This is a genomic window from Mesorhizobium sp. M1006, assembly GCF_040318825.1.
Taxonomy (GTDB): domain Bacteria; phylum Pseudomonadota; class Alphaproteobacteria; order Rhizobiales; family Rhizobiaceae; genus Mesorhizobium.
In genome coordinates this window covers 1-25,375 of the sequence record NZ_JAMYMZ010000019.1, presented here as the reverse complement: position 1 = coordinate 25,375, position 25,375 = coordinate 1, and the positions used below count along the sequence as shown (strand labels likewise).

Sequence of the window (25,375 nt, the reverse complement as noted above, 5' to 3'; positions counted from 1 at the left end):
CGTGCAGCTCCGGGCGGCGGAGATCAAGGGCGAACTTCGCAACCGGCTTCGGGCGCCTTTCCGACAGCCAGAACTGAACGGGCCGCCAACAGCCTACGCGCTTTACCGTCTATCTCAGCTGCGCTGTCGATTATGTCCGAAGCCAGGGCATCGATATTCCCGCCGAGTTGCTCTCCCAGGTCGCACCGGTTCCTTGGGCTCATATCGCACTCACCGGAGCAATGAGATACCTTTGCGTATCATCGCGCATTGGAATAGATCGTATAGGTATCATGATGGCATCTGAATCGGAAATTCTGCGCGAAATCGGTCGGCTTTTCAGGCAGGCGAGGCTGGCCGCTGCCATGACGCAGGAGCAGGTCGCTGATTTGGCGGGTATATCCCGTCCCCGCTATCGCGACATCGAAAAGGGAGCCGCAGCGGCGCGTGCGACGACGCTCATGAATATCGCTCGCGCACTCGGTCTGGAAATGATGATGGTTCCGCAAGTCATGGTGCCGGCTGTCCAGGCTCTATTGCGTCGGAATGATGATGACGATCGACCCGCTTTTGTTCCTCAACCTGACGATGACGATCATGGCTCCAGTTTTTCGCGCACCTAAGACGATCCCGTCGCTGGACGTGCTCTTGAACGCACTGAAGGTCGGCACAATCGTTAGGACGCCGGGCGATTTCAATGCATTTAACTTCGATGAGGCCTACCGCGCGACGGGCGGCTTTCCGGTTTTCAGCCTGTCGTTCCGGGCAGCGACGGGAGGATTGCGGAAAGATCCGAAGCCTCTGGCGGGCGCCTTGCCCGCTTTCTTCGCGAACCTCCTGCCGGAGGAGAAATTGCGCGAGGCGATGGAAAAGCACCACCAAGGCAATGTCCGGCCAGGCAATGATTTCGATCTTTTAGCAGCGCTGGGCGCCGATCTGCCGGGAGCCGTACGGGCGTTGCCCAGTGACGGCGCGATAGCGGTTTCGCAGGATGCTTCAAAAGATAAGCCCAAGGCACGTTCTCACTTGCCGGCGTGCAGATGAAGCTGTCGGTCATGAAGAACACTGGAAAAGGCGGTGGCCTTACCTTGCCGATGGACGACGAGCAGGACCGGTACATCGCCAAGTTCCCTTCGGCGGCGTTTCCGGGCGTTTCCGAGAACGAATTCGCCAACCTGGCGCTGGCTGCAGCGATCGGCATGGAGGTTCCTGAATGCGAACTGGTCGAGAAGTCCGATTTTGAGGGCGTTCCCGAAGAATTCAACACGCTGTCGGAGGGCAAGGTCCTTCTCGTCAAACGCTTCGATCGCGGCGCCGATGGCGAGAGGATACACATCGAGGATTTCGCTCAGGTCTTCGGTGTCTATCCTCGCGCAAAAATGAGGGGGCCGCTTATCACGACATAGCCTTGGCCCCTTGGCGTAGCCGTCTCGCCTACGGCGGCTCTCGAATGCGTCCGCCGCCTGGTGCTGACGGTCATCACCGGCCATGGCGACATGCACCTGAAGAACTGGTCTTTGGTTTATCCCGGCAACGGCGACAAGCCGGTGCTTGCACCAATCTACGACGTTCTGTCGACCGTGCCATATATTCCCGCCGACGCCATGGCGCTTTCGCTTGGAGGGGAGCGCTCGTTCAAGGCGCTAGCAGCACCGCGATGGAAAGCATTCGCGAACCGTGCAAGGCTTCCGGAGCCGGCAGTCCTGAAGGCAGTGGTCGAGACCGTCGAACTCGTCAACGAGCACTGCATCTGCCTGAGCGCGACGTTGTCGCGGCGAAAGTGCTCGAGCGGATCGACGAACATGTGAAGGCGATGACGCCGATACTGAACTCCTGCGCCAATAAGTGAGCCGAGCCTCTTGGGTTGATGATATTGCGGATGATCGCCCGCAGCCCCGAATTGATGGCGGTGGCTCGCAGGTATGCCAGCGTGGCGCAAGATTCCGCGCAGTGTCGATGAGGGCACGCGAGACCAAGCACGTCAGCTCGCCGGAACAGGAGAGTTCGCAGCATCCCGCAAAAACGCAAGAGGGTCGAGATGCTGTTCGCCCACCTCAACACAATGATGCGGTTCGAACGAATGCGTGACTGGGGATCGCGATCCGACGCTTTGTGTCGCCATTGTCGGGTCCGCTACACGGCTTGTTCCGACGATCCTTTCTGCGGCTTCAAGCTAAACACCTGAAAAACAACCACAAATTTATTCTTCGATTCGATGAGCCAAATTGGCACGAGTCTTGAAACCTTGAGTGCGAGGCGGCGACAGCTGCCCGACCGGCATTCGTGTCGCGGCAGCCGCGATGAATGGAACGAAGGAAGGAAAGCTACATGTCAGGTTTGCGTCAGATCGCCTTTTACGGCAAGGGCGGCATCGGCAAGTCCACCACCTCCCAAAATACCCTCGCCGCCCTTGTCGACCTCGGGCAGAGAATCCTCATCGTCGGCTGCGACCCCAAAGCCGACTCCACCCGCCTGATCCTGAACGCGAAGGCGCAGGATACGGTCCTGCACCTCGCGGCAGAGGAAGGTTCGGTGGAAGACCTCGAACTCCAGGATGTGCTCAAGGTCGGCTACAAAGGCATCAAATGCGTGGAGTCGGGCGGCCCCGAGCCGGGTGTCGGCTGCGCCGGTCGCGGCGTGATCACCTCGATCAACTTCCTCGAGGAGAACGGCGCTTATGACGATGTCGACTATGTCTCCTACGACGTGCTCGGGGATGTAGTGTGCGGCGGTTTCGCGATGCCGATCCGCGAGAACAAGGCTCAGGAAATCTACATCGTCATGTCCGGCGAGATGATGGCGCTCTATGCCGCCAACAACATTGCCAAGGGTATCCTGAAATACGCTCATTCGGGTGGCGTGCGGCTCGGCGGCCTGATCTGCAACGAGCGCCAAACCGACCGCGAGCTCGACCTCGCCGAAGCGCTGGCTTCCAGGCTCAATTCCAAGCTCATCCACTTCGTGCCGCGCGACAACATCGTCCAGCACGCCGAGCTCAGGAAGATGTCTGTGATCCAGTATGCGCCGGACTCCAAGCAGGCCGGGGAATACAGGGCGCTGGCCGAGAAGATCCATAACAATTCGGGCCAGGGCACCATCCCCACCCCGATCACCATGGAGGAGCTCGAGGACATGCTGCTCGACTTCGGCATCATGAAGACCGACGAGCAGATGCTTGCCGAGCTTCAGGTCAAGGAAGCGGCGAAGGCGGCCGCACGGTAACGACCGCTACTGACTGGTGGCGCGGCCTGACGTGGCGCGCCTTTCAAAGAACGGCGCCTCGTTGGTGAGGCGTCACCCTGAACCTTGAAAGGGGTCTCATGAGCCTGGAATACGAGAATGACGGCGCCCTACATGCGAAGCTTATCGAGGAGGTGCTGTCGCAATATCCTGACAAGGCGGCGAAGCGCCGCAAAAAGCACCTCAGCGTCGCAAAGAGCGGCGACGAGGCTGGCGAGGAAAGCGAGGTCCTTTCCGAATGCGAGGTCAAATCGAATATCAAGTCCATCCCCGGAGTGATGACGATTCGCGGCTGCGCCTATGCCGGCTCGAAAGGCGTGGTCTGGGGTCCAGTCAAGGATATGGTCCATATCTCGCACGGCCCGGTCGGCTGCGGGCAATATTCCTGGTCGCAACGCCGCAACTACTACGTCGGCACGACCGGCATCGACACGTTCGTCACGATGCAGTTCACCTCCGATTTCCAGGAGAAGGACATTGTTTTCGGCGGCGACAAGAAGCTGGAACGGATCATCGACGAGATCGAGGAACTGTTTCCGCTGAACAAGGGCATGACTGTGCAATCCGAATGCCCGATCGGCCTGATTGGCGACGACACCGAAGCGGTGTCCCGCAACAAGGCCAAGGAGCACGAAAAGACGATCGTGCCGGTGCGCTGCGAGGGCTTCCGCGGCGTCTCGCAATCACTCGGCCACCACATCGCCAACGACGCGATCCGCGACTGGGTGTTCGAGAAGAAGGAGGTCGAGTTCGAGGCCGGCCCGTACGATGTCAATGTGATCGGCGACTATAATATCGGCGGCGACGCCTGGGCTTCGCGCATCCTGCTCGAGGAGATGGGCCTGCGCGTGGTCGGCAACTGGTCGGGCGACGCTACGCTGGCCGAAATAGAGCGAGCGCCAAAGGCCAAGCTCAATCTCATCCATTGCTACAGGTCGATGAACTACATCTGCCGGCATATGGAGGAAAAGTATGGCATCGACTGGATGGAGTATAATTTCTTCGGCCCCTCCCAGACCGAAGCCTCTCTGCGCAAGATAGCCAAGCATTTCGGGCCGGAAATCGAGGCCAAGGCCGAGGCGGTCATCGCCAAATACCGGCCCCTGGTCGATGCGGTCATAGCCAAGTACCGGCCGCGCCTCGAAGGCAGGACGGTGATGCTCTATGTCGGCGGGCTGCGCCCCCGTCACGTCGTCACGGCATATGAGGACCTGGGCATGGTTATCGTCGGCACTGGCTATGAATTTGGCCATAACGACGACTATCAGCGCACTGGCCACTACGTGAAGAAGGGCACGCTGATCTATGACGACGTGACTGGTTACGAGCTGGAGAAGTTCATCGAGGGGATCCGTCCTGATCTCGTGGGCTCCGGCATCAAAGAAAAGTACCCGGTCCAGAAGATGGGCATACCGTTCCGTCAAATGCATTCCTGGGATTATTCCGGCCCGTATCACGGCTACGACGGCTTCGCCATCTTCGCCCGCGACATGGATCTGGCCATCAACAACCCGGTCTGGAACCTCTACGACGCCCCCTGGAAGAAAAAAGCCGAGCCGTCGGCGGCGATCGCAGCCGAATGAGAAGCCTGGCCTCCCGTAAGCCGGGAGGCCGTTAAACGCCTGTGGCCCTTTGTCCGCGGGAGACCTGAAACGTTTCGACGTCCCTGTGCCGCCGTATGGCGGGCCAGATGGAGAAGAGGTAACCACCCATGCCGCAGTCGGCTGAAAAAGTTCTCGACCATGCGCCCCTGTTCCGCGAGCCGGAATACAGGCAGATGCTCGCCGAGAAGAGGCTGAATTTCGAATGTCCGCACCCGGACCAGGTCGTTACCGACCAACGCGAATTCACCAAGACGTGGGAATACCGCGAAAAGAACCTCGCTCGCGAAGCGCTTGTCGTGAACCCCGCCAAGGCCTGCCAGCCGCTTGGCGCGGTGTTCGCGGCCGCGGGCTTCGAGCGAACCATGTCCTTCGTCCACGGCAGCCAGGGCTGCGTGGCCTATTACCGCTCGCACCTGTCGCGCCATTTCAAAGAGCCTGCTTCCGCAGTTTCCTCCTCGATGACCGAGGACGCGGCAGTGTTCGGTGGCCTGAAGAACATGGTTGACGGGCTCGCCAACACGTACCAACTCTACGACCCGAAGATGATCGCCGTCTCGACCACTTGTATGGCGGAGGTCATTGGCGACGACCTGCACAGCTTCATCGAGAACGCCAAGGACCAAGGCTCGGTCCCGCGCGACTTCGACGTGCCCTTCGCCCACACGCCGGCCTTCGTCGGCAGCCATGTCGATGGCTATGACGTAACGGTCAAGGGCATTTTGGAGCATTTCTGGAAAGGCGAGGAGCGAACGGAAGCCGAGGGGACCATCAACGTCATTCCGGGTTTCGACGGCTTCTGTGTTGGCAACAACCGGGAACTCAAGCGCCTGCTCGATCTGATAGGCGTGTCCTATACCTTCATCCAAGACGCCTCTGACCAGTTCGACACGCCGTCCGACGGCGAATACCGCATGTATGACGGCGGCACGAAGATCGAAGACGTGAGGAAGGCACTCAACGCCGAGGCGACGCTGTCGCTACAGCATTACAACACCCGAAAAACACTGGAGTATTGCGAGGGGGTAGGGCAGGCGACTGCCTCGTTCCATTACCCGCTCGGAGTCCAGGCGACCGACGACTTCTTGATGGAGGTCTCCGCGATTTCCGGCAAGCAAATCCCCGAGGCAATCCGCCTGGAGCGCGGCCGACTTGTTGACGCCATGGCGGACAGCCAATCCTGGCTGCACGGCAAGAAATACGCCATCTACGGTGATCCGGACTTTGTCTACGCCATGGCCCGCTTCATCATGGAGACGGGCGGCGAGCCGACCCATTGCCTCGCCACCAACGGCACCTCGGCCTGGGAAGCGGAGTTGAAGGAACTGCTTGCATCCTCGCCCTTCGGCAAGGATGCTCAAGTCTGGGCGGGCAAGGACCTCTGGGCGATGCGCTCGCTGCTCTTCACCGAGCCGGTGGACCTGCTGATCGGCAACTCCTATGGCAAGTATCTGGAGCGCGACACGGGCACGCCGCTGATCCGGCTGGCGTTTCCGATCTTCGACCGCCACCATCACCATCGCTTTGCGCTCATGGGCTACCAAGGCGGGTTGCGCGTCCTGACGACGATCCTCGACAAGATCTTCGACAAGCTCGATCGCGAGACAAGCGAGACGGGCGTGACGGACTATTCGTATGACCTCACCCGCTAAGCGTGACGGTCGGCTTTGGCCGGTCGTCTTCCCGAGGGACTTTGGAGACCGACGCAATGTCCTTGCTTAGAGCCAAAATCCAGGATGTCTTCAACGAGCCTGCCTGCGAGAAGAACCGCGGCAAGGATGCCAAGGCGAGCAAAAAGGGCTGTTCGAAGCCACTGACCCCCGGGGCGGCGGCCGGCGGCTGTGCCTTCGATGGCGCCAAGATCGTGCTGCAGCCGATCACCGACGTTGCGCATTTGATCCATGCGCCGCTCGCCTGCGAGGGCAATTCCTGGGACAACCGCGGTGCGGCTTCGTCCGGGCCAACGCTGTGGCGCACAAGCTTCACCACCGACCTCACCGAACTCGACGTTGTGATGGGCCAGGGCGAGCGGAAGCTTTTCAAAGCGATCCGCGAGATCAAGGAAGCGTATGGGCCGCCGGCGATCTTCGTCTATCCGACCTGTGTTACGGCGCTGATCGGCGACGACATCGAGGCCGTCTGTAAGCGCGCGGCGGAAAAGTTCGGCCTGCCGGTGGTGCCGGTCAATGCGCCGGGCTTCGTCGGCTCCAAGAATCTTGGCAACAAGCTTGCCGGCGAGGCGTTGCTCGATCATGTCATCGGCACCGTGGAGCCCGCCGATGCCGGCCCTTACGACATCAATATCCTTGGCGAATTCAACCTCTCGGGCGAATTCTGGCTGGTGAAGCCGCTCCTTGATCGGCTGGGCATCCGGGTGCGCGCCTGCATTCCGGGCGACGCGCGCTACCTCGACATTGCCTCCGCGCACCGCGCCCGGGCGGCTATGATGGTGTGCTCGACCGCGCTCATCAATCTCGCCCGCAAGATGGAGCAGCGCTGGGATATTCCGTTCTTCGAGGGCTCCTTCTACGGCATCACCGACACCTCGGAAGCGCTCCGACAGATCTCTCAGCTGCTCGTGAAGAAGGGTGCCGATCCGGAGATCCTCGGCCGCACCGAGGCATTGATTGCAGATGAGGAGGCGATCGCATGGACGAAGCTCGCGGCCTACCGGCCAAGGCTCGAAGGCAAGCGCGTGCTGCTCAATACCGGTGGTGTGAAGTCCTGGTCGGTCGTCCATGCGCTGATGGAGATCGGCATCGAGATCGTCGGCACCTCTGTCAAGAAATCCACAGTCGAAGACAAGGAGCGCATCAAGCACATCCTCAAGGACGACAACCACATGTTTGAGCAGATGGCAGCGCGCGAGCTTTACGCCATGCTCTCAGAACACAAGGCCGATATCATGCTGTCGGGCGGGCGCACGCAATTCATCGCGCTGAAGGCCAAGACACCCTGGCTCGATATCAACCAGGAGCGCCAACACCCTTACGCCGGCTATGACGGCATGGTGGAACTCATACGCCAGATTGATCTCGCCATTCATAACCCAATCTGGTGCCAGGTGCGGGAGCCGGCACCATGGGATTGCCAGCCTGCGGTGAGGGAGGAACTGCCGAGCACGAAAAATGAGACCGCGACCTTACATGCTGTCCAGGAATTCGCCGGCACGACGGCCGACGATTTCGGCGAGTGTTGAGAAAGCCGATGGTCCGCATCCTTCCCCAGACCAAAGCGGCGGCGGTCAATCCGCTGAAGTCATCGCAGCCGCTGGGTGCCGCCTTGGCCTTTCTTGGCGTCGACGGCGCGATGCCGTTGTTCCACGGCAGCCAGGGGTGCACCAGCTTCGCGCTCGTGCTCTTCGTGCGGCATTTCAAGGAAGCCATCCCCTTGCAGACAACAGCGATGGACGAGGTGGCGACGATCCTTGGCGGGGCAGACCATCTGGAAGAGGCGATCCTCAACCTCAAGGCCCGCACAAAGCCAACGCTGATCGGGGTCTGCACGACGGCGCTGGTGGAAACCCGGGGCGAAGACTGCGCAGGAGATATCGCCAACATCAGGCTGAAGCGCACGGAAGAACTCGCGGGTACGGAGGTGGTGCTAGCCAACACACCGGATTTCGACGGCGCGATCGAAGAGGGCTGGGCCAAGGCTGTCACCGCGATGATCGAAAGGATTACGCGGCCCGGCGAGCAGGCGCGGCAGTCGAAGAAGATCGTGATCCTGCCTGGCTGGAACCTCACTGTGGCTGATATCGAGCATTTGCGTGAGATGGTTGAAAGCTTTGGACTGAAGCCGGTGATTCTGCCGGACGTCTCCGGCTCGCTCGACGGTACGGTGCCCGACCGCTGGGTCACGAGCACCTATGGCGGCACCAGCGTCGAGGATATCCGCGAGCTTGGCACGGCCGAGCAATGCATCGTCATCGGTGAGCATATGCGCCGCCCGGCCGAGCTGCTGCAGAGGTTGACCGGCGTGCCTTACGTGCTGTTCCGGTCGCTGACTGGATTGAAGGACGCAGACCGGTTCGTCTCGCTGCTGTGCGCGGTTTCGGGCGCGGCGGCGCCGGCTGAGATGCGCCGTCGCCGGGCGCAGTTGCAGGACGCGTTGCTCGACGGACATTTCCACTTTGGAGGCAAGAAAATTGCGATCGCTGCTGAACCAGACCAACTCTACCAACTCGCGAGCTTCTTCATCGGAATGGGCTCCGAAATCGCGGCGGCGGTCACCACGACCGACATGTCGAAAATTTTGGAGGAAGTACCGGCGCAGTCGGTTCAGATCGGCGATCTCGGCGATTTGGAAACTCTTGGCGCGGGCGCTGATCTTCTCGTCACCCATTCCCATGGCCGCCAGGCGGCGCAGCGCCTCGGCATTCCGCTCATGCGGGTCGGCTTCCCGATCTTCGACCGGCTCGGCAGCCAGCACAAGCTCACAATCCTCTATCAGGGGACCCGCGACCTGATCTTCGAGGTTGCCAATATCTTTGAAGCCAACCGGCACGCGCCGACGCCTGAGGCGCTTGATCCACTCCGTAAGCGAGAAATGCCAGATGAGCTCCGTTCGTCGCCTCTCGCTCGTCACTGACGAGGTTCACGCACCGACGCCGGAACGCCGAGCCGGCGCATTGCGCGTGGCGATCGCCACGCAGGACATGAAGAACATCAACGCCCATTTCGGGTCGGCCAGGCGCTTTGCTGTCTACGACGTGACGCGCGAGGAGTGGAATCTCGTGGAAGCCGTGGCCTTCGATGACGTTTCCGACGAGAGCGGGAAGCATCGAACTGAGGGCGATGACCCCATCACCCCGAAGGTGGAGGCGCTGAAGGGATGTCATCTCCTGTTTTGTCTGGCGATCGGCGGGCCTTCGGCAGCCAGGGTTGTTTCGGCAAAAATTCATCCGATCAAAGTGCCGCAGCCCCAAACCATCCAAGAGGTGCTGTTGCGCACGCAGATGATGCTCAGGACGTGTCCTCCCCCTTGGCTGCGCAAAGTGCTGGCGCAGGCAGGTGTCGCCGAACAGAAACCGTCCTTCGAGGACGAGGACTGAAATGAGGAGTGGGCGAAATGTCTGACGCCGTGGTTAGCCCTGCTGTCGCCGAAGACGAGGCTGCCCTTGCCACCCCGTTCGTCAAATGTCTCGTGCGGCTGGTCCGGGCTCATGATTCCCACGGGTCTTGGGAAGGCAAATCGGACGCCGAGCTGCTGGGCGACTTCATCATCACCAGGGAACAGCGCCGTACGATCCCGATCATCGGCGATCCCGATCCGGACGTGCTGTGGAGGCTCGAGATGTTTTACACCGCCGTCGGGCTTGCGATCGAGGAGCGCTCCGGCCTGATGGCATCGCCGATGATGGAGATGAGCCATGAGGGCTTTGGGCGCGTGCTTCTCACGGCCGGGCGGTTGGTCGTTCTGTCGAAGACCCTGCGCGACGTCCATCGGTTCGGCTTCGAGACGTTCTGGAAACTCGCCGCGGCGGGCACGCAACTGGCCGGCGATGCGATCACAGCCATTGAAGCCTATCCCGAGGTGGCGCGGGCATGATGGAACCGATTTTCGAGCAAGGGGATCATGTCAGGCCTTGAGGACATGCGATGGCCAGCCCTCTCAATCGAGGCGATCGAGGCCGATGTGGTTCTTGGGGTAGCGCTGATGAAGCCACTGGTCCTGATCTGTTCGCAAGATGCGGAGTTGTATCTGTTCCTCAGCCACATTCTGGGGGTGGACGGCTTCACGAGTGAGCCGGCAGGCGGCGTGAAGGAAGCACTTGCGTTGGCCGATGAACGGGAGCTCCAGGCGGTAGTGCTGGACTGCGGGCCAGCAAGCGCGACAGGCTCCACAATCTGCGCCCGGTTCAAGGGCGAGCCCCGGACCGGCGGCCTGCCCGTAATTGCGCTGATCGCGCCCGGCGCCGAGAACCAGCACCTCGATCTCTTGAAGGCAGGTATTGACGAGAGCTTTGTGCGGCCCTTCGCGCCGGCCAAGCTGCTCGACTGTCTACGGACGAAGCTGGCGCTGCCAAAGCCGGGTTCGAACGGGATTGAAAACGGCGGCTGGATCTCCTGTGGCGACCTTGAGATAAGGCTCGATGCCCACCGCGTTCGGGGTAATGGCCACGAAGTCCACCTTGGGCCGATCGAGTTCAACCTGCTGCGGCTTTTGCTTGAGACTCCCGGCAAGGTCTTCACCAGAGACGAGCTGATCACCGCGGCCTGGCCGGCCAATATCCATGTCGGTGTACGCACCGTGGATGTCCATATCAGCCGGCTCAGAAGGGCTCTGAAGGCGGCCTCCCCCTCCAGCGTCATTCGTACCGTCAGGTCGGCCGGCTACTCGCTCGAGTGGCCGGACGGCTGAATAGATAACCGATGTGGTGCCACTCCGCATTTCCGCCGTGCTGAGGGCAAGTCTTGCGGCTTCGAAACGCGCCGGCAGGTACGACATATTCAGAAAGAAGCAGTCAAATGGCTTTCAGAAGCGTACTCAGTGTGACGGGAGCTGACCACTCCGATCAGGATGTCAGAACAGCTGCCAGTCTATGTGCCGAAGTCCACGCGTATCTTTCCGTACTGGTGATGTCGCCTCCGCCGCTCATTATACCGTCTCCGCTGCTCGGCGATGGCATCCCCGAGTGGCCCAGACAACGCGCACAGGCCATCGCCAGACTGGACAAACGGTTTAGGCAGATCGAGAGATTTTCACAGGACACGGCCAGTCTGGAAAAAACATCCAGGGAAATTCACAAACTGCTGAGAGCCACGTGGCGGTGCTATGATGTCGATATTGCCAACTGCGATCAGGCCAGCGTCGGTGACGCGGTGCGACAGCGGGCGCTCTGCAACGACCTGACAATCATCGGCCCCGCACTTCTCAACGACATTAACCTCGGACCCCTAGTTATCAACGGCAGCCTGTTCGATACCGGAAAGCCGGTGCTTGTCGTGCCGGAGGGCGCTGAGGCCACTCTGTCGCCACGGCGCGTGCTGGTCGGCTGGGATTCGCGAGTCGAGGCGTCCCGTTCGGTTCGGGAAGCGCTGGATCTGCTAGCCGGTGCTGAGGAAGTTCGTGTCGCACTAGTCGATCCGGAGGCGACCTGCACCGGAAACGGCGCCGAGCCGGGAGCCGACATCGCTGCCTATCTCACTCGGCACGGTGCTCGGGTGTCGGTTGACCGGCTGGCGAGCGCCGGCAAACCGGTGGCTATGGTGCTCGCGCAGCACGCAATCGACACGTCTGCCGATGTGATAGTCATGGGAGCTTATGGCAGCCGCCGGCTGCGCGAGCGGCTCTTCGGTGGGGTGACGAGATGGATAGTTGGGAAGCCGCCATTGCCGCTGTTTTTGGCTCGCTGACGGGTTCCGAAGCAGCACCGACGCTGTTCGAAACTCTACTCACTGGGTCACTATCCTGATGCCAAGTCAGAGAAAGATCGCGGCAAACGTGCAAGCTTCGCGGAGCTTCTCGGAGCCAATCTGCACGCGCCGCCCGACAACATCCGCGCACGCCGCTAACGCGCGCGCGGGGGTGGTTCTGCTCGCCCGAGTTGGTCCGTGATGCTGAGACCAACGGCCGGGCAGAGGTATGGGCAGTCCTCAATGCAGCCACGATCACGGCGCAGGTCGGCGTCGGGTCAAAGAGAGTCGTTCAGCGCGGCAGGCCGAGTTCGGACCCGAAGCGGCATCGTATGCGCGCTATCACGATCTCCTCATTACCAGCCAGGAGCTTAACAAAGCAACGACCGTGCCGTGGCCGACGCCCTCAACTTCGAGTCGAAACGGTCGAGCTCCTGCCGCGGTCGGCGGGAATCGATCGCATAAATCACGTTGCCATGGTCTGGAATGGCAGGCGGGTTAGGGGTGAAGACGGCCGCATCTCAGCGTTTTCAGTAGGTCCGGCCCAACCCACGTGGCGACCGAGTGGTCTTTGGCCGGTCAATTCCGACAACGCTCACATTCGCACCAGGCGGTCCCTGTAGGCCCTGTGAACAGGGACACAGAACGACAAAAGCAGGAATCCGGGAGAGTTCACCGCGCCGGCACAGGCCGGCACTCATCCTGGCCCTCTTCGCCACGATCATCATCGTCAATCTGGCGAAGACGGTACTCGCGACCCGCAGCCGGACATGACCGGCTTCGTCGTGAAGAACTCCGGCGTCGCGAGCCAGGAATTCAATCGAAAGCGGAAGAGGTAGGGCAGAGGCGATGCTCGGATGGAGCGGCCCCTGCAATCGCGGCGTTCCGCTACCACCTGAGCGACCGAAACGGCAAGAAGCTCAAGCAAGGCTTGAGGCGGACGATGATCACGAGCCTGACGGTAGCCAACGCAGTCATAATGTCCATCACGTCCCTCAGCCGAATACCCTGTCGAGTCGTCCGTGGCCACGCTTCTCGGGCGACGCGAAGCGCGTGATGCTGTTCAAGACCTGACAGTGGCAGAAAACATGTCGCGTCCAATACAACCGGCTATCTTGCGCACCCCGGTAGTCTTTTAAAGTGTAATCAAGCGTTTACTGCGCGCTGAGCGCGTTGGCACGGCCTTTGCGAATTGAGATCAGCAACACTGAGTGAAGGCTGACTGCACGCAGATGCGCAAGACGAGCGATGCTCTCCATTCCTTGAACCCTCGTGCCCCGTCTGAAAGGGGGAACAAGCTTGCGCATAACGTCACGCAACTCTTGGCAACAGCTTTGGAGACAACATGGTATTGCAGATGGGGTCACCGGCTCCTTCGATCAAAATGGAGGACTGGCTGCGTGGCGAGCCCCTTGCGAACTTCCAGCCCGGCAAAGTCTATATCATCGAATTTTGGGCAACTTGGTGCGAACTATGCATGGCGGAGATGCTCGATCTGATGCGGCTCCAGGAAAAATACAGGGACAGCGGACTTGAGGTCGTCGGTGTCGCGGCTAATGAAGACGCTCCAACGGCCGTTGAGGCTCGCACCAAGTTGGACGCGTGGTTGACCGAAAAGTGCTCGCATCTGAGCTATCGGATCGCGTTCGACCACACAGGTGAAATGAACAAGCTTTGGATGAAACCCAGCTTTTCTGTTGGGATTCCGACCTCGTTCGTGGTCGACCGAGACGGCCACATCGCCTTTATCGGTCATCCCAGCCTACTCGATGAGGTTTTGCCGAAAGTGCTCAACGGCAGCTGGCGCATCAGCGATAAAGCTAAAGCCGCCGATACGGAGCGGATCGCCACAAGCGAACCCATGGCGCGCGAACAAGCGTTGAAGCAGCCGATCGATGACAGATTCTGGGCGGCGGTGAAGTTAGAAGATTGGAAGACGGCGCTCTGGGCGATCGAAGAGGGCATCGCCTTGATGCCCGACGACATCCATTTCCGCCTGGCTCATGCGCACCTGTTGCTTCACAAAATACAAGACATGTGGACCGGCTTGCCCGTGATGCGCGAATTCGTGCGCGACGCGATCGACAAAAACTCTGAGGACTGGATGGTTTCGGCGCTAGACCAACTTTTCCATCCGGCGAATGACCATTCGCGCCTTCCCCCTGCTGAGCGCTTCGCGATGGGCAAGGAGCTGTCCGAACACATCCTGGCGCTGAATCCCCCGCAAGGCGACAGCCCTAAGTTCCGGTCCTATCCCGCGGTCGCCCGGTACTATCACGAGAACGGCAACAATGATCGCGCGATCGAGTTGGTCGAACTGGCACTGACGTCGCTGGACGGTCCGGAGCCTATCCCGGCCGAATTGAAAGAGCAGCATCTGCCGGATTTGCTGCAGGCCCTCGCCAAGTACAGGGGTGGGAAGGTTTGTTGCGGCGCACTCTGTGCGGCTCCGCAAAACCATTTCCCGAAGGTGCCAAAGCGCGGTCGGGCGAGGAGGAAAGATAAAAAAGGGTAATTGGTCGAAATGGCTTACTGGGCAATTCGTCCATTTCCCTGGCGTGACCGCAGCAGGAGGGTCCATGCAGCACTTGGTCGATCGTCTGCAGCAGGATCGAGGCTCGAAACTTCATGGCCTCCGGCCGCATTGCGGCGGAAGTGATGTTCGACGCGAATTCACGTTGAAGACTTCGCAGTCAAGGACGTGTTCAAGGTCGGCCAGAGGGATATCAATTGCGTGGCGTCAGCGGCGCCGAGCCGGGCGTCGGCTGCGCAAGTGTGCCCGAAGTAGGCATCCCAGAAAACAGACATCGTGCTTCGACGAAGAGGACTGAAATGAGGAGAAGGCGAAATGTCTATTGCTGCGGTCAGCCCGGCTGTCAACGAGGACGAGGCGGCCCTTGCCATGCCTTTTGTCAGATGCCTCGTGCGGCTGATCCGTGCTCAGGATGCCTCCGGGTCACTGGAAGGCAAATCGGACACCGAACTGCTGGGCGACTTCATCATCACCAGAAAACAGCGCCGTGCGATCCCCATCATCGGCGATCCCGATCCGGACGTGCTGTGGAGGCTCAATATTACTACACGGCCGTCGGGCTTTGGATCGAGGAACGCTCCGGCCTGATCACGTCGCCAACAATGGAGATGAAACCCATGGGGGCTTCGGACGATTTTTCACGGCCGAGCGGTTGGTCGCTCTGTCGAGACATCCACCGGTTCGGCTTCGAGACGTTCAGGAAGCTCGCGGAGGCCGGTACGAAACTGGTCGACGATGCGACTACAGCCATCGAAGCCTATCCCGACGTGGCACGGGCGTGAAGAAACCGATTTCGAGGAAGGACTTATGTCAAAGCTAGATGAGATGGGGAAGAAAGTCCGAAGACTTCAGCTGCGCGCGGCAGTTGCCAAGATGAAATTGCGCGACCTTGCAGAGAATCTCCCGGGAAAATGGACGGAGATAGAGGAAGTTGCCGAGGAAACGTCGGCCGTTTTTGCCGAGTTGGATGGTGCCAAGAGAGAGTTCGCTGCAATGAAGAAGTCGCGATGACGAGCACATTCACCACCCGCGACGGCTCCGGATGGGTGCCGGAATATCTCACCGCTATAGACGGCACGACCTGCATCGGCTGCGGCCGCTGTTTCAAGGTCTGCTCGCGCGGGGTCATGCATCTTTACGGCGTCGATGACGCGGGGGAAATCCTCGGCGCCTGCGACGGCGAAGACGACGATTTCGATGGCGAGCTCAATCGCATGATCATGGTCGTCGATCATGCCGGCCGCTGCATTGGCTGCGGAGCCTGCGCCCGCGTCTGCCCGAAGAACTGCCAGACCCATGTTGCGGCCGACCAGGTCGCAGCATGATCTGAGGAGACAAAACCAGGAGAACGGCGTTGCCCTTTAGAATCTTTTGTCGCGTCCTGGGGCTGGTGCTGTGCAGCACCGCACTGACTCTCTACTTCGCTTCTCATTCCATCGGCACAGTGGTCGTCACGACGCTGACTTGTTCGCTGATCCTTCAGCTGGCGTATTTCGCAAGCGTGCTCTTTCTGATCTGGCGGTCTGGCTGCGTTAGCCGAGCTGGCCAAAGGGCTGAGCATTTCGACAGTTGCAAGGAAGTTGGATCCGAGCCGCCAGACCTTGATGAGGTGACGAATGAATCCGCAGATTTGCTCCAGCGCGATCAAATGCTGGCCATATCGCTGCTGCTGCCCTGAGGCCCCATGACAAGGTCAGTGCTCAAGCTGGCGCCACTTTGGACCAACCATAAACATTGAGCAGATATTAGAAGGAATACTGTGCTTGAGAAGTCGATGGTGACCGCAATCCGGTCATTCTAGTTATCCAGGAGATGCAGTTCTTGAATGCCATACGCATTGGGGTAGTCTCTCGCACGCCGGCGTGCGGTTGCAACTCTCAATGACGAACGAGGCGCTGGAAATAGTAATGGGATTCTTCTGGCGCCGGATGATCAGATGACGTCAAATCAAAGACGCCTCTAGAATGAAAGTGAATGGCTAATTCAGCTCCATCGCGTGTTGCCGGAGAGAAGATGCTGGAAAAGTTCGAACGCTATCCGCTCACATTTGGACCCACGCCCATCGAGAAGCTCGACCGCCTCTCCAAGCATCTGGGGGGCAAGGTGGAAATCTACGCCAAGCGCGAGGACTGCAACTCCGGTCTCGCGTTCGGCGGAAACAAGCTCCGCAAGCTCGAATACATTATCCCCGACGCGATCGCGTCAAATGCCGATACGCTCGTCTCCATCGGCGGCGTGCAGTCCAACCACACGCGGATGGTCGCCGCGGTCGCCGCCAAGATCGGCATGAAATGCCTCCTGGTTCAGGAGAGCTGGGTTCCACATGAGGATGCCGTCTACGACCGGGTCGGCAACATTCTCTTGAGCCGCGTCATGGGAGCAGAGGTACGCCTGGTCGACCAGGGCTTTGACATCGGCATCCGCCGCAGTTGGGAACAAACGCTCGATGAGGTCAAGTCAAGAGGCGGCAGGCCCTACGCGATACCGGCCGGGGCCTCAGTTCACAAATATGGCGGGCTTGGGTACGTCGGGTTCGCGGAGGAGGTGCGAGCCCAGGAGAAACAGCTTGGGTTTGGCTTCGACTACATCGTCGTTTGCACGGTCACGGGCTCGACGCATGCCGGCATGCTCGTTGGATTCGCCAAGGACGGTCGACAGCGCAACGTGCTCGGTATCGATGCCTCCGCCACCCCCGCCCAAACCAAGGCGCAGGTGCTAAGTATTGCCCGGGATACTGCGAAGCTCGTCAAGCTGGGCATGGAAATCGTCGAGGATGACGTGGTGCTGCTCGAGGGGTACGCGTCTCCCGGTTACGGCCTTCCGTCCGAGGCAACGAAGCAGGCCATCCGCCTGTGTGCGCGGCTCGAGGGTATAATTACCGATCCCGTCTACGAGGGCAAATCCATGCAAGGGATGATCGACCTCGTCCAGAAAGGCTTCTTTCCAGAGGGATCGAGGGTGCTCTACGCGCATCTCGGCGGCGGGCCGGCCATCAACGGGTACAGCTACACCTTCCGCAACGGCTGACGCTCGACAGATTGCGATTTCGCCGTCCTGCCGTGCCGGCGATGCGCCCAAAGTAGGTGCGAGGGCCGCCCAGCAAACCGAGGGAGCCGGCGGTTGATTGCCGCCCAACGCGAAGCTGACTGAGTTCATTTTGACAATTTTGATCGATGGATATTTGCTGAGCGAAATCTAAATTTGCTTTAGAGTATTATCGTGAAAGTGTTGAAATATAGTTGAACGACAGATACGATAATAGCCATAATTCAACACCTGTTTTGCGGCCGATGTACAGAATTGACAAGCTAACTTTTCAGTTGAATATTCAGAATTGGCCAAGAGTACCAGACAAGTGGAGGCATATCCGATGATCTTACAGGAACTGGGCTCTGCCATCCCGGGCGGCACGGTTTTGGAAATAACGACGACCACCGGCTGCATCGTCGGATGTGCTTATTGTCCGCAGGACAAGTTCGCCCATCGGCAAAGAGCGGTCTCTCATGTGAAGCATCTTCGTCTTGAAGATTTCAAGCGATGTCTGGCGCGCGTACCAACTTCCGTCGACATTAGTTTCGCCGGGTACTGCGAGCCTTGGCTCAATCCGGATTGCACCGAAATGGTCGAGCACGCTTACGCCAGAGGCCATGGCATCCGGATATTCACGACGCTTGTAGGAATGAAGGGGCGGGATCTACACCGCTTGCAAGCGCTGCGCTCAAGGGTATTCGTGGTCCATGTTCTCGATGATGGCGCATACATGAATAGCCGTCTTGTCGGAGACACTTATCTCGCTTTGATTCGTCACGTGGTCGACACGGACATCGCCTCGATTCGGTTTATAGTCCTGGGCGAGGTCCATCCGGATATCGCCGGGGCAATCCCCGCCGAAGCGCTAGTTCGCGCGCGGCCTCTGAGCAGCAGGGGTTGAAGCGTCGACCCGAAGGTCGTCGAACCACGGCAGCCAGTCGTCGGCGCGCTGACATGCGTTGACGGACGGCAGTATCGGAATGTTCTTCTCCCAAACGGTGACGTTACGCTCTGCTGCATGGATTTTGAACGGCGCCACGTATTGGGCAATCTTCTGCGCGACGAATACGCAGATCTTTTTGAAGGGCTAGTTTTTAGGCAAATCGTCGACCGCATGAATGGGACGGATGGCTTTCTGCTTTGTAGGATGTGCGAATATGCCCATCCAAAGGCGTCCGCATGCTGACTGGAGGTCGGCAAACCGCCTGAAGCGCGAGCGAATGTCGATCCTCTTGAGACTGCATAAGGCGGGCTCATGTGGACCCGGTCGACGAGTCTAGTCGCCTATTCTTACGCGGCTCCGACCGACCTGTGGTCGCATCTCCCACCACAAGGTGTCTGGTAAACTTTTGTTGGCCTAAAAGGGGGCAGAACCGGCTTAGTCTGGTCCCACATACAGACTGCAATATCCTCCGCCGTCGGCTTTTCGGGACCCTGATCCTTATTCAGAGACAATTGGTCGAGACGCTTCAGAAGCGGTCCGAAAGCGGCCCCGACATCGAAGAACGCCGATCATCGCCGCTACGCCGCTCGCTCGCTACAGCGCTGTTGAGGGCGCGCTCGCGAGCGGCTTCGCTACCGCCGAGCTACACTACGAGCCGGGGCACGATGGTTCGTGTTGCTGCCCGGAGCGCCTGCAACACTTTAGCGTGCTGCTGCATGGCAGAAGCGCCTGTCATCCATGAGCCGGTGCAAGCGCTGAGCTTGATAGGATTGGCAGGGCGTCTCGCCGGGTACAAGAGGTGCGTCAACTACCAAATGCCGTAGTATCGACGCCTCCCCGAAAACTCTAGAACGGAGCTCGACCAACGCTTAGACGAGAGATATCGCCGTGCAGAGCAACGTGACTACGGTAGAGGAGGTTTCGAAGTGCGTCAGTGCAGCAGTTGAGCTGCCGCGCGAGTCCGGTCTCCCTTTTGTAACGGACGTTTTTGAGGAGCGTGTCGGCATTCCTAACATATTCATGGGAGGTCACGACCGTCCAAAGTTCCGCCCGGACCGTTCCGATCTTCAAGTGAAGCTGAAAACAACCGCAACAAACCAAACGCATTTAATCACTTGCTCGTTGAACGCGACGCGACACGCAGAGGGACCCTGAAATGAACACTGAAATCTTCACGGCTCATGAGTCCAACGTTCGTCGCTACGGGCGGTCGTTTCCCGCAGTCTTTACGAAGGCCCTTGGAGCGACAATCTGGGACGAGGCCGGTAAGCCATATATCGATTTCCTTGTGGGGTCCGGCGCACTCAACTACGGACACAACAACCCAAATATTATTGCACCGGCAATCGAATATCTCGTTGGTGAGAACATTCTCCTGTCGCTTGATATGTATACGGCGGCGAAGCGGGACTTTATTGAGGTGTTTGTGGGTTCGATCCTGAAGCCCAGGGACCTTTCTTACAAAATACAATTTCCTGGGCCGACCGGCACAAACGCTAACGAAGCGGCACTAGCCCTGGCGCGAAAATATACCGGCCGCTCAAGCGTCATGGCCTTCACGAATGCGTTCCATGGTATGTCGCTCGGCTCTCTGGCGGTCTCGGGTTCGGCCTCGACCAGGCAACTAGGCGGCGTTGCTCGCCACGATGTGATCCGTGTCCCTTATGACGGATACCCGAACCAAGATTTCGATTCCACGAGTTACATAGACTCCTTATTGGGCGACCCGGGAAGCGGCATTGAAAAGCCCGCCGCAATCATTCTGGAAACCATTCAGGCAGAAGGTGGCATGAACGCCGCATCAGCAGCTTGGCTAACCGAAATCCAGCGCATTTGCCGCAAACACGGCGTTGTATTGATCGTCGACGATATTCAGGCTGGTGCGGGCCGAACGGGCGAGTTCTTCTCATTCGAGTTCGCGAAGCTCAATCCCGACATCGTATGCCTCTCGAAGTCCCTAAGCGGGTCAGGTAGTCCGTTCTCCATTGTTCTAATTCGCCCCGACTTGGATATTTGGAATCCCGGCGAACATAGCGGGACGTTCAGAGGCAACAATCTCGCGTTTGTGACTGCAGGGGCCATGTGCAAAATGTGGTCCGACAGGCAGTTTACTGCAGGCGTCGAGCGGACGGCCGCCAAACTGCAAAGACACCTGGACAGGCTTGTTGCGAAATTTCCCAGGTGCATCGAACAAAAGCGCGGCCGTGGTCTGATGGCCGGTCTCAAATGCCGTTCACAGGCCGTTGTCGGCCGTGTGCACGATGTCGCATTCGAAAATGGCCTGCTGATCGAATCTTCAGGACCAAATCGAGACGTCATCAAAGTCCTCCCACCGATAACTATCACCGATGACGAACTCCATCGGGGCATCGCCATCCTTGATCACGCACTAAAGGAGCAAGCCAATGGAGACTAATCAAGTATCCCAAGCCCCCGCCACCTCGCCAGTTGCAATCAGAGAACGAACCGGCTCGATCAGCACTGCGGACATCATCTCAGTCCTGAAAGGTGAGATCACCGCTCTGCACATCAGGCAAGCTTTCAGCACCGAAATAGCCGAGGAGATCACCGCGAACTTCAGTGATAGTCCCGGTCTCAAGGAGCGTAAGGATGGCGTCCCCGGACAATATGTCGGCGCATCCCACTACAGGAAGGATGCAGCCACCTATTTCGCAGAGGCGGAAAGTACGCGACCGTACGTCGACGCCCTTTTCGAGAATCTGGTTGATCCGGTCCGAGCATTGTTCGACGCGTTGAAGCGCGAGCTTCACAAACAGGGCATTGAATTGCGGCTGGCCCGTTCGGAGCACGGTCAGGCTAATGTTTGTCGCGCTCTCAGTTGGTCTGGCAGCGGCACATTCTCCTTGGACCCCCACGACGACGTCGCTCAAGTGTTATGTGCTGGGAACGATTACGAGCTTTCTGCGGTGGCGCACAACACCGTCGCAGCACTCAACTTCTATCCCAGCATGCCCGAGGAAGGTGGCAATCTGCGGCTCTGGAGCCACAAGCCGACAGTGACCGACCGAAAGTCTCAAGGTGTAGAGACTACGGGCTATCCCTATTCGGCAGCCTATCTCGAGGGCGTTCCTTGTCGCGACTTCCAGCTTAGGGCGGGGGATATCGGCCTGATCGATGGCGGTTTCGTTCACGGAGTCACAGGTCAATCTGGCAACGGAAAGCGTCGCCTGGTATTGAACAGCTTTTTCGGGTTTGCGCGGCCGGATCTAGTTCTCTGGTGGACTTGAAGTTGGATGTCAGGCGACCGACCGGCCTCCGCTGACAGGTGAAGGTGTCACATCCGCCGCAATGGGGGCCTTTCAGTCACGGCCTCGGGTTGATCCGAACCGACATTATCATAAAGCTCTTGGCGCTCCAGGTGCTACCGGTCTCAGATAGGATCGCAATTATTCGAGCTGGACCCAACTAGTGCACCACCGCACGGGCCGCGCAGGTGCAAGAAAAGTCTTCGCGCCGCCGATGTGACACGCCGGTCTGAGGTCGCGGATTTCGACTACTTTCTCGGTAGAATGTCTGCGCGGCGGCTAAATCATGCGGTATGTAAAACGCTCAAAAATATTGATACCCATTATCGCGTATATAAAAAATACGACGTCGACTTTGTTCTAGCTTTGTTGCGTGCGAATGACGCCAGCATGAAATAACTTCAAACTAAAATAACTACGCCGATCGCATTGAGATGTTAGAACTTTGACGATGCTGGCCTGCTTAGGACGGCGCGCGAAGCCCCTAGCTCTACTGCCGGCAGCTTTGGTGCGCCAGTGACAAATCCAGCGCAAAATGGCTACGGAGCAGAGACCATGGAACGCCCGCGGATGACTGCTGTCTCTCCACTTCGAGGGCTCTCAGCCAGAGTGTCCGGCCAGTTTTCTTTGGTCCCGGCGATGCATTTTCCTGAGGCTGCCAGGGAGGCGTTTGCGCTCGAGTTTGGCCGATTTCTCGACCAAACCGATCGTGTTGCAAAATCCGAGCATTTGTTCGACCTGTTGTCTGATTTTGCCCTGAATTTTGATTGTCCGTGGATTGCGTATGGCTCTATTGCACCGGACCAAAAAGGCCTAAGGCCGGCCCGAGGCGATCCGGCGGTCATGCTGAATTATCCTCCTGAATGGCAGGAGCGATATTTCGAAATGGGTTATGACAGGATAGACCCCACCATCAAGAGGAGTCGGAGGCGAGCAGAAGTCTTTCGGTGGAGCGATGTGTACAACGACGAAAGCACGACCGAAGACGAACGGCGCGTTTTCGACGAGGCGGCGACGTTCGGCTTAAGATCAGGCATTAGCGTTCCATTGCACGGGCCCGACGGCCGCTTTGCGATCATGAACTTTGCTCAAGCCTGGGACGGTGAATTCCAAAATAGAGCAATCACCTACTTGCAGCTCGCGGCGTTACATTTCCATCTGAGAGTTGGTAAATTCGCTCAATCAAGCGGCATCGAGCAGACACCTAATCTTTCCCCAAGAGAGAAAGAGTGCATCCTTTGGACGGCGAAAGGGAAATCGTCGTGGGAAATAGGTATGATTCTAGGAATATCTGTAGATACTGTTAACTTTCACATAAAAAACGTAAAGCGAAAAATGGATGCGGCCAGCAGAACAACCGCGGCTCTAAAAGCGCTGAAACTCGGAATTATTGAATTTTAAAGCGCGGATTCCAATGTCTCGTTCAAAGCAACTGTCAATCCTAAATCAAGGTTGAGATTTTACGACGAAGAACGGTATTACTACATTTCGGCTGCTTGAAGTCGCGGAAGCAGTGCGCGAATGGTCGACCTGCCGTCAATTCGACACGGGGTGTTCGGGATTGCGTTCTTCTACCCTGCCACAAGTTTCTGCCACCGGCGTAGTCTTTACCCTGCTTGACAACGAACGCCTTCTAAGCGTCCGAAAATCGCGATTGTCTGCCGTTCTCCGCGCCCGAGTCTCAGCAGGTCGACCATCTCCATCACCTCGGCGTCGGCTGCCCGTCAACTCACGCAGGCGGCCGGCAAACGCGCTGCGCGACGGCAGGCCCAGCTTGACGCGGGCCGCGCGCAGGATCAGCCCGCACTACGTTCGGCGAACGCCACAGCCGGCACTGCCTGCTTTTGTGCACCTGCCGACACCAGCCAGTGCGCATGATCTGCGCCAGCGCGCGGGCGTCATTGCGGTTGGTCTTGTTGGGCATCGTCTTCATCGCTGCGTTGGCAGCCCGATGTTGCGCGATGCCGACCGGTGCTTGCGTCGCGGATGATCCTTGTCTTCGGCGGCATCGTCATTGGCCGCGACCGGCACCTCGCAGAGGTCGCCGAGATCGAGCGCGATCTGCGTCGGATCGAGGACGGCCAGCTTCTCCGATTTTGCCCCGAAGATCATCTGCCGAAGCAGATCGGCATAGACGCGCAGCTCCGCGTTCTCGGCTTCAATTGCCAGAACGATTCTCTGCAGCTCGGCAGGATCCGATGGCCGAATCAGGGCGGGGCGACATGATCAACCCTACCAAGCAGCCCCGAAGTTTCAAGCAATCCAGTCACTTCACGCCGCTCTGACCGGTCGTTTGACGTGTTTCTTTGCCACCCTCGTCCCGCCGAGGCCGGCCACCAGAAGGGCGAACTCCTCGCGCGTCAGCCGGATCGAGCCGTCGCGGATAGGTGGCCAGGTGAAGCGCCCGTATTCGAGCCATTTGGAGGCCAGAACCATGCCGCTTCCGTCCCAAAAAAGAAGGTGCAAACCTGTCGCCGTGCTTGGGCGGAAGACAAAGATGTCACCGCAATAGAGATCGGCTGCAAGAGCTGAGGCGACCAGGGCTATGAGGCCATTGATGCCGCGGCGAAACTCGACTGGCTGCCTCGCCACCACGACCTTCACGTCGCCGCGCAATCACCGCCGCACACGCAGGCATCCACGATGGCGGCCGCAAAGGTCGGATCAACCGAGCCCGTCAGGACGAGGCGGCGAAGGCGAACTTGCTTACTCGGTCGATGGCTACGAACATGTAGAGCTTGCCCTCCTCGGTCCAAACTTCGGTGATGTCGATATGGAAGTAGCCGATCGGGTACGCCTTGAACTTCTTGCGCGGCTTGGCGCCTTCGATGCCTGGCAGGCGACTGATGTCATGGCGCTGGAACAACCGATCAGACTGTGTCGATGCCGGCTCAATACTCCCCATAAGTGCCGTTTGGATCTTCCCCCAGTTTAGCTTGTCGGTGTCGGCGATCGGCAGGGAGTACCGGATCAAGGAGTGCCAGTTCGACCTCTAGAGCGTCGGACATTCAGGTTGAACCGACGGCAACGCCAATCGCCGCAATGGCCATTCGCGGAAATCGGTGCTGACGGGCACATCGAAGATGACGCTGACGATCCCGCGCGACCGTGCCGGAACCTTCGATCCGAAGCTGATCGCCAAATATCAGCGCCGCTTCCCAGACTTCGACGAGAAGATCATCTCCATGTATGCGCGCGGCATGACGGTGCGCGAGATCCGCGGCCACCTGGAGGAGCTCTACGGCATAGAGGTGTCGCCGGACCTGATCTCGGCCGTCACCGACGCTGTCCTGGAGGAAGTGGCAGAGTGGCAGAATCGCCCGCTGGATGTGGTCTATCCGCTCGTCTTCTTCGATGCCATCCGGGTCAAGATCAGGGACGAGGGCTTCGTCAGGAACAAGGCCGTCTACATCGCGCTCGGCATC

Annotated in this window: 23 protein-coding genes and 5 pseudogenes; 24 read left to right on the top strand and 4 right to left on the bottom strand. The window is 59.0% G+C overall.

What is annotated here, in order from left to right; genetic code table 11:
* The first annotated feature begins 275 nt into the window (after positions 1–275).
* The 23 genes and pseudogenes from NKH60_RS19185 (at position 276) to NKH60_RS19075 (ending at position 23,351) form a co-directional block, all read left to right on the top strand.
* A complete protein-coding gene (locus NKH60_RS19185) occupies positions 276–602 on the top strand; it encodes a helix-turn-helix domain-containing protein (RefSeq protein WP_352873059.1) in 327 nt (108 codons plus the stop codon).
* Entirely contained in the window at positions 532–1,023 is a 492-nt protein-coding gene (locus NKH60_RS19180; protein ID WP_352872964.1) for a HipA N-terminal domain-containing protein, read from the top strand. The genes NKH60_RS19185 and NKH60_RS19180 overlap by 71 nt, the downstream gene beginning before the upstream one ends.
* Positions 1,020–1,787, top strand: a pseudogene (locus NKH60_RS19175) (type II toxin-antitoxin system HipA family toxin). The gene NKH60_RS19180 and the pseudogene NKH60_RS19175 overlap by 4 nt, the downstream one beginning before the upstream one ends.
* 520 nt (positions 1,788–2,307) lie before the next feature.
* Positions 2,308–3,201: a nitrogenase iron protein gene (nifH, locus tag NKH60_RS19170; protein ID WP_352706820.1), complete on the top strand. Its 894-nt coding sequence runs from the start codon at positions 2,308–2,310 to the stop codon at positions 3,199–3,201.
* A gap of 98 nt (positions 3,202–3,299) precedes the next feature.
* On the top strand, positions 3,300–4,802 hold the full coding sequence (gene nifD, locus NKH60_RS19165; RefSeq protein ID WP_352623436.1) for a nitrogenase molybdenum-iron protein alpha chain: 1,503 nt from the start codon (positions 3,300–3,302) through the stop codon (positions 4,800–4,802).
* A 128-nt stretch (positions 4,803–4,930) separates the two neighbouring features.
* Positions 4,931–6,472, top strand: coding sequence for a nitrogenase molybdenum-iron protein subunit beta (nifK, locus tag NKH60_RS19160; protein ID WP_352466635.1), 1,542 nt, complete (start codon positions 4,931–4,933; stop codon positions 6,470–6,472).
* Positions 6,473–6,528: 56 nt separating this feature from the next.
* A complete protein-coding gene (gene nifE, locus NKH60_RS19155) occupies positions 6,529–8,019 on the top strand; it encodes a nitrogenase iron-molybdenum cofactor biosynthesis protein NifE (protein WP_352872961.1) in 1,491 nt (496 codons plus the stop codon).
* 8 nt (positions 8,020–8,027) lie between these two features.
* The gene (nifN, locus tag NKH60_RS19150) at positions 8,028–9,410 is read left to right on the top strand and encodes a nitrogenase iron-molybdenum cofactor biosynthesis protein NifN (RefSeq protein WP_352872959.1); all 1,383 of its coding nucleotides are present in this window, start codon (positions 8,028–8,030) and stop codon (positions 9,408–9,410) included.
* The gene (gene nifX / locus NKH60_RS19145) at positions 9,376–9,873 is read left to right on the top strand and encodes a nitrogen fixation protein NifX (protein WP_352872957.1); all 498 of its coding nucleotides are present in this window, start codon (positions 9,376–9,378) and stop codon (positions 9,871–9,873) included. Before nifN ends, nifX begins: the two co-directional genes overlap by 35 nt.
* 17 nt (positions 9,874–9,890) lie before the next feature.
* Positions 9,891–10,370, top strand: coding sequence for a NifX-associated nitrogen fixation protein (locus NKH60_RS19140; protein ID WP_352516022.1), 480 nt, complete (start codon positions 9,891–9,893; stop codon positions 10,368–10,370).
* Positions 10,371–10,397: 27 nt separating this feature from the next.
* The gene (locus NKH60_RS19135; RefSeq protein ID WP_352872955.1) at positions 10,398–11,183 is read left to right on the top strand and encodes a response regulator transcription factor; all 786 of its coding nucleotides are present in this window, start codon (positions 10,398–10,400) and stop codon (positions 11,181–11,183) included.
* A gap of 107 nt (positions 11,184–11,290) precedes the next feature.
* The gene (locus NKH60_RS19130; RefSeq protein WP_352872953.1) at positions 11,291–12,178 is read left to right on the top strand and encodes a universal stress protein; all 888 of its coding nucleotides are present in this window, start codon (positions 11,291–11,293) and stop codon (positions 12,176–12,178) included.
* Between the two features lie 1,345 nt (positions 12,179–13,523).
* Positions 13,524–14,693 (top strand): TlpA disulfide reductase family protein, encoded by a 1,170-nt coding sequence (locus tag NKH60_RS19125; RefSeq protein ID WP_352872951.1) that lies wholly within the window; start codon positions 13,524–13,526, stop codon positions 14,691–14,693.
* Between the two features lie 333 nt (positions 14,694–15,026).
* Positions 15,027–15,493 (top strand): annotated as a pseudogene (locus NKH60_RS19120) (DUF269 domain-containing protein).
* A 25-nt stretch (positions 15,494–15,518) separates the two neighbouring features.
* Positions 15,519–15,722, top strand: a complete 204-nt coding sequence (locus NKH60_RS19115; protein ID WP_352441373.1) for a CCE_0567 family metalloprotein — start codon at positions 15,519–15,521, stop codon at positions 15,720–15,722.
* Entirely contained in the window at positions 15,719–16,036 is a 318-nt protein-coding gene (gene fdxB / locus NKH60_RS19110; protein WP_352872949.1) for a ferredoxin III, nif-specific, read from the top strand. The genes NKH60_RS19115 and fdxB overlap by 4 nt, the downstream gene beginning before the upstream one ends.
* 29 nt (positions 16,037–16,065) lie before the next feature.
* Positions 16,066–16,389 (top strand): exopolysaccharide production repressor protein, encoded by a 324-nt coding sequence (locus tag NKH60_RS19105; protein ID WP_352872947.1) that lies wholly within the window; start codon positions 16,066–16,068, stop codon positions 16,387–16,389.
* 335 nt (positions 16,390–16,724) lie between these two features.
* On the top strand, positions 16,725–17,738 hold the full coding sequence (locus tag NKH60_RS19100) for a 1-aminocyclopropane-1-carboxylate deaminase (protein WP_352872945.1): 1,014 nt from the start codon (positions 16,725–16,727) through the stop codon (positions 17,736–17,738).
* 343 nt (positions 17,739–18,081) lie between these two features.
* On the top strand, positions 18,082–18,642 hold the full coding sequence (locus tag NKH60_RS19095) for a hypothetical protein (RefSeq protein WP_352872943.1): 561 nt from the start codon (positions 18,082–18,084) through the stop codon (positions 18,640–18,642).
* A 48-nt stretch (positions 18,643–18,690) separates the two neighbouring features.
* Entirely contained in the window at positions 18,691–18,927 is a 237-nt protein-coding gene (locus NKH60_RS19090; RefSeq protein WP_352873057.1) for an SPASM domain-containing protein, read from the top strand.
* 913 nt (positions 18,928–19,840) lie between these two features.
* Complete coding sequence (ectB, locus tag NKH60_RS19085) at positions 19,841–21,100, top strand: diaminobutyrate--2-oxoglutarate transaminase (protein WP_352872941.1); 1,260 nt, start codon at positions 19,841–19,843, stop codon at positions 21,098–21,100.
* Entirely contained in the window at positions 21,090–21,932 is an 843-nt protein-coding gene (locus NKH60_RS19080; protein WP_352872939.1) for a 2OG-Fe(II)-dependent halogenase WelO5 family protein, read from the top strand. Before ectB ends, NKH60_RS19080 begins: the two co-directional genes overlap by 11 nt.
* A 573-nt stretch (positions 21,933–22,505) precedes the next feature.
* Complete coding sequence (locus NKH60_RS19075) at positions 22,506–23,351, top strand: helix-turn-helix transcriptional regulator (RefSeq protein ID WP_352872937.1); 846 nt, start codon at positions 22,506–22,508, stop codon at positions 23,349–23,351.
* A gap of 324 nt (positions 23,352–23,675) precedes the next feature.
* Here NKH60_RS19075 and NKH60_RS19070 read toward each other — a convergent pair.
* The 4 genes and pseudogenes from NKH60_RS19070 to NKH60_RS19055 form a co-directional block, all read right to left on the bottom strand.
* Positions 23,676–23,922, bottom strand: a pseudogene (locus tag NKH60_RS19070) (IS110 family transposase); the annotation flags it as partial.
* Complete coding sequence (locus tag NKH60_RS19065) at positions 23,880–24,062, bottom strand: transposase domain-containing protein (protein WP_502907751.1); 183 nt, start codon at positions 24,060–24,062, stop codon at positions 23,880–23,882. The pseudogene NKH60_RS19070 and the gene NKH60_RS19065, both read right to left, overlap by 43 nt.
* A gap of 159 nt (positions 24,063–24,221) precedes the next feature.
* Positions 24,222–24,566 (bottom strand): IS66 family insertion sequence element accessory protein TnpB, encoded by a 345-nt coding sequence (gene tnpB, locus NKH60_RS19060; protein WP_352872935.1) that lies wholly within the window; start codon positions 24,564–24,566, stop codon positions 24,222–24,224.
* 76 nt (positions 24,567–24,642) lie between these two features.
* Positions 24,643–24,819 (bottom strand): annotated as a pseudogene (locus NKH60_RS19055) (IS481 family transposase); the annotation flags it as partial.
* Positions 24,820–24,973: 154 nt separating this feature from the next.
* Between NKH60_RS19055 and NKH60_RS19050 the strand changes: the two are divergent.
* Positions 24,974–25,375: pseudogene (locus NKH60_RS19050) on the top strand (IS256 family transposase); the annotation flags it as partial.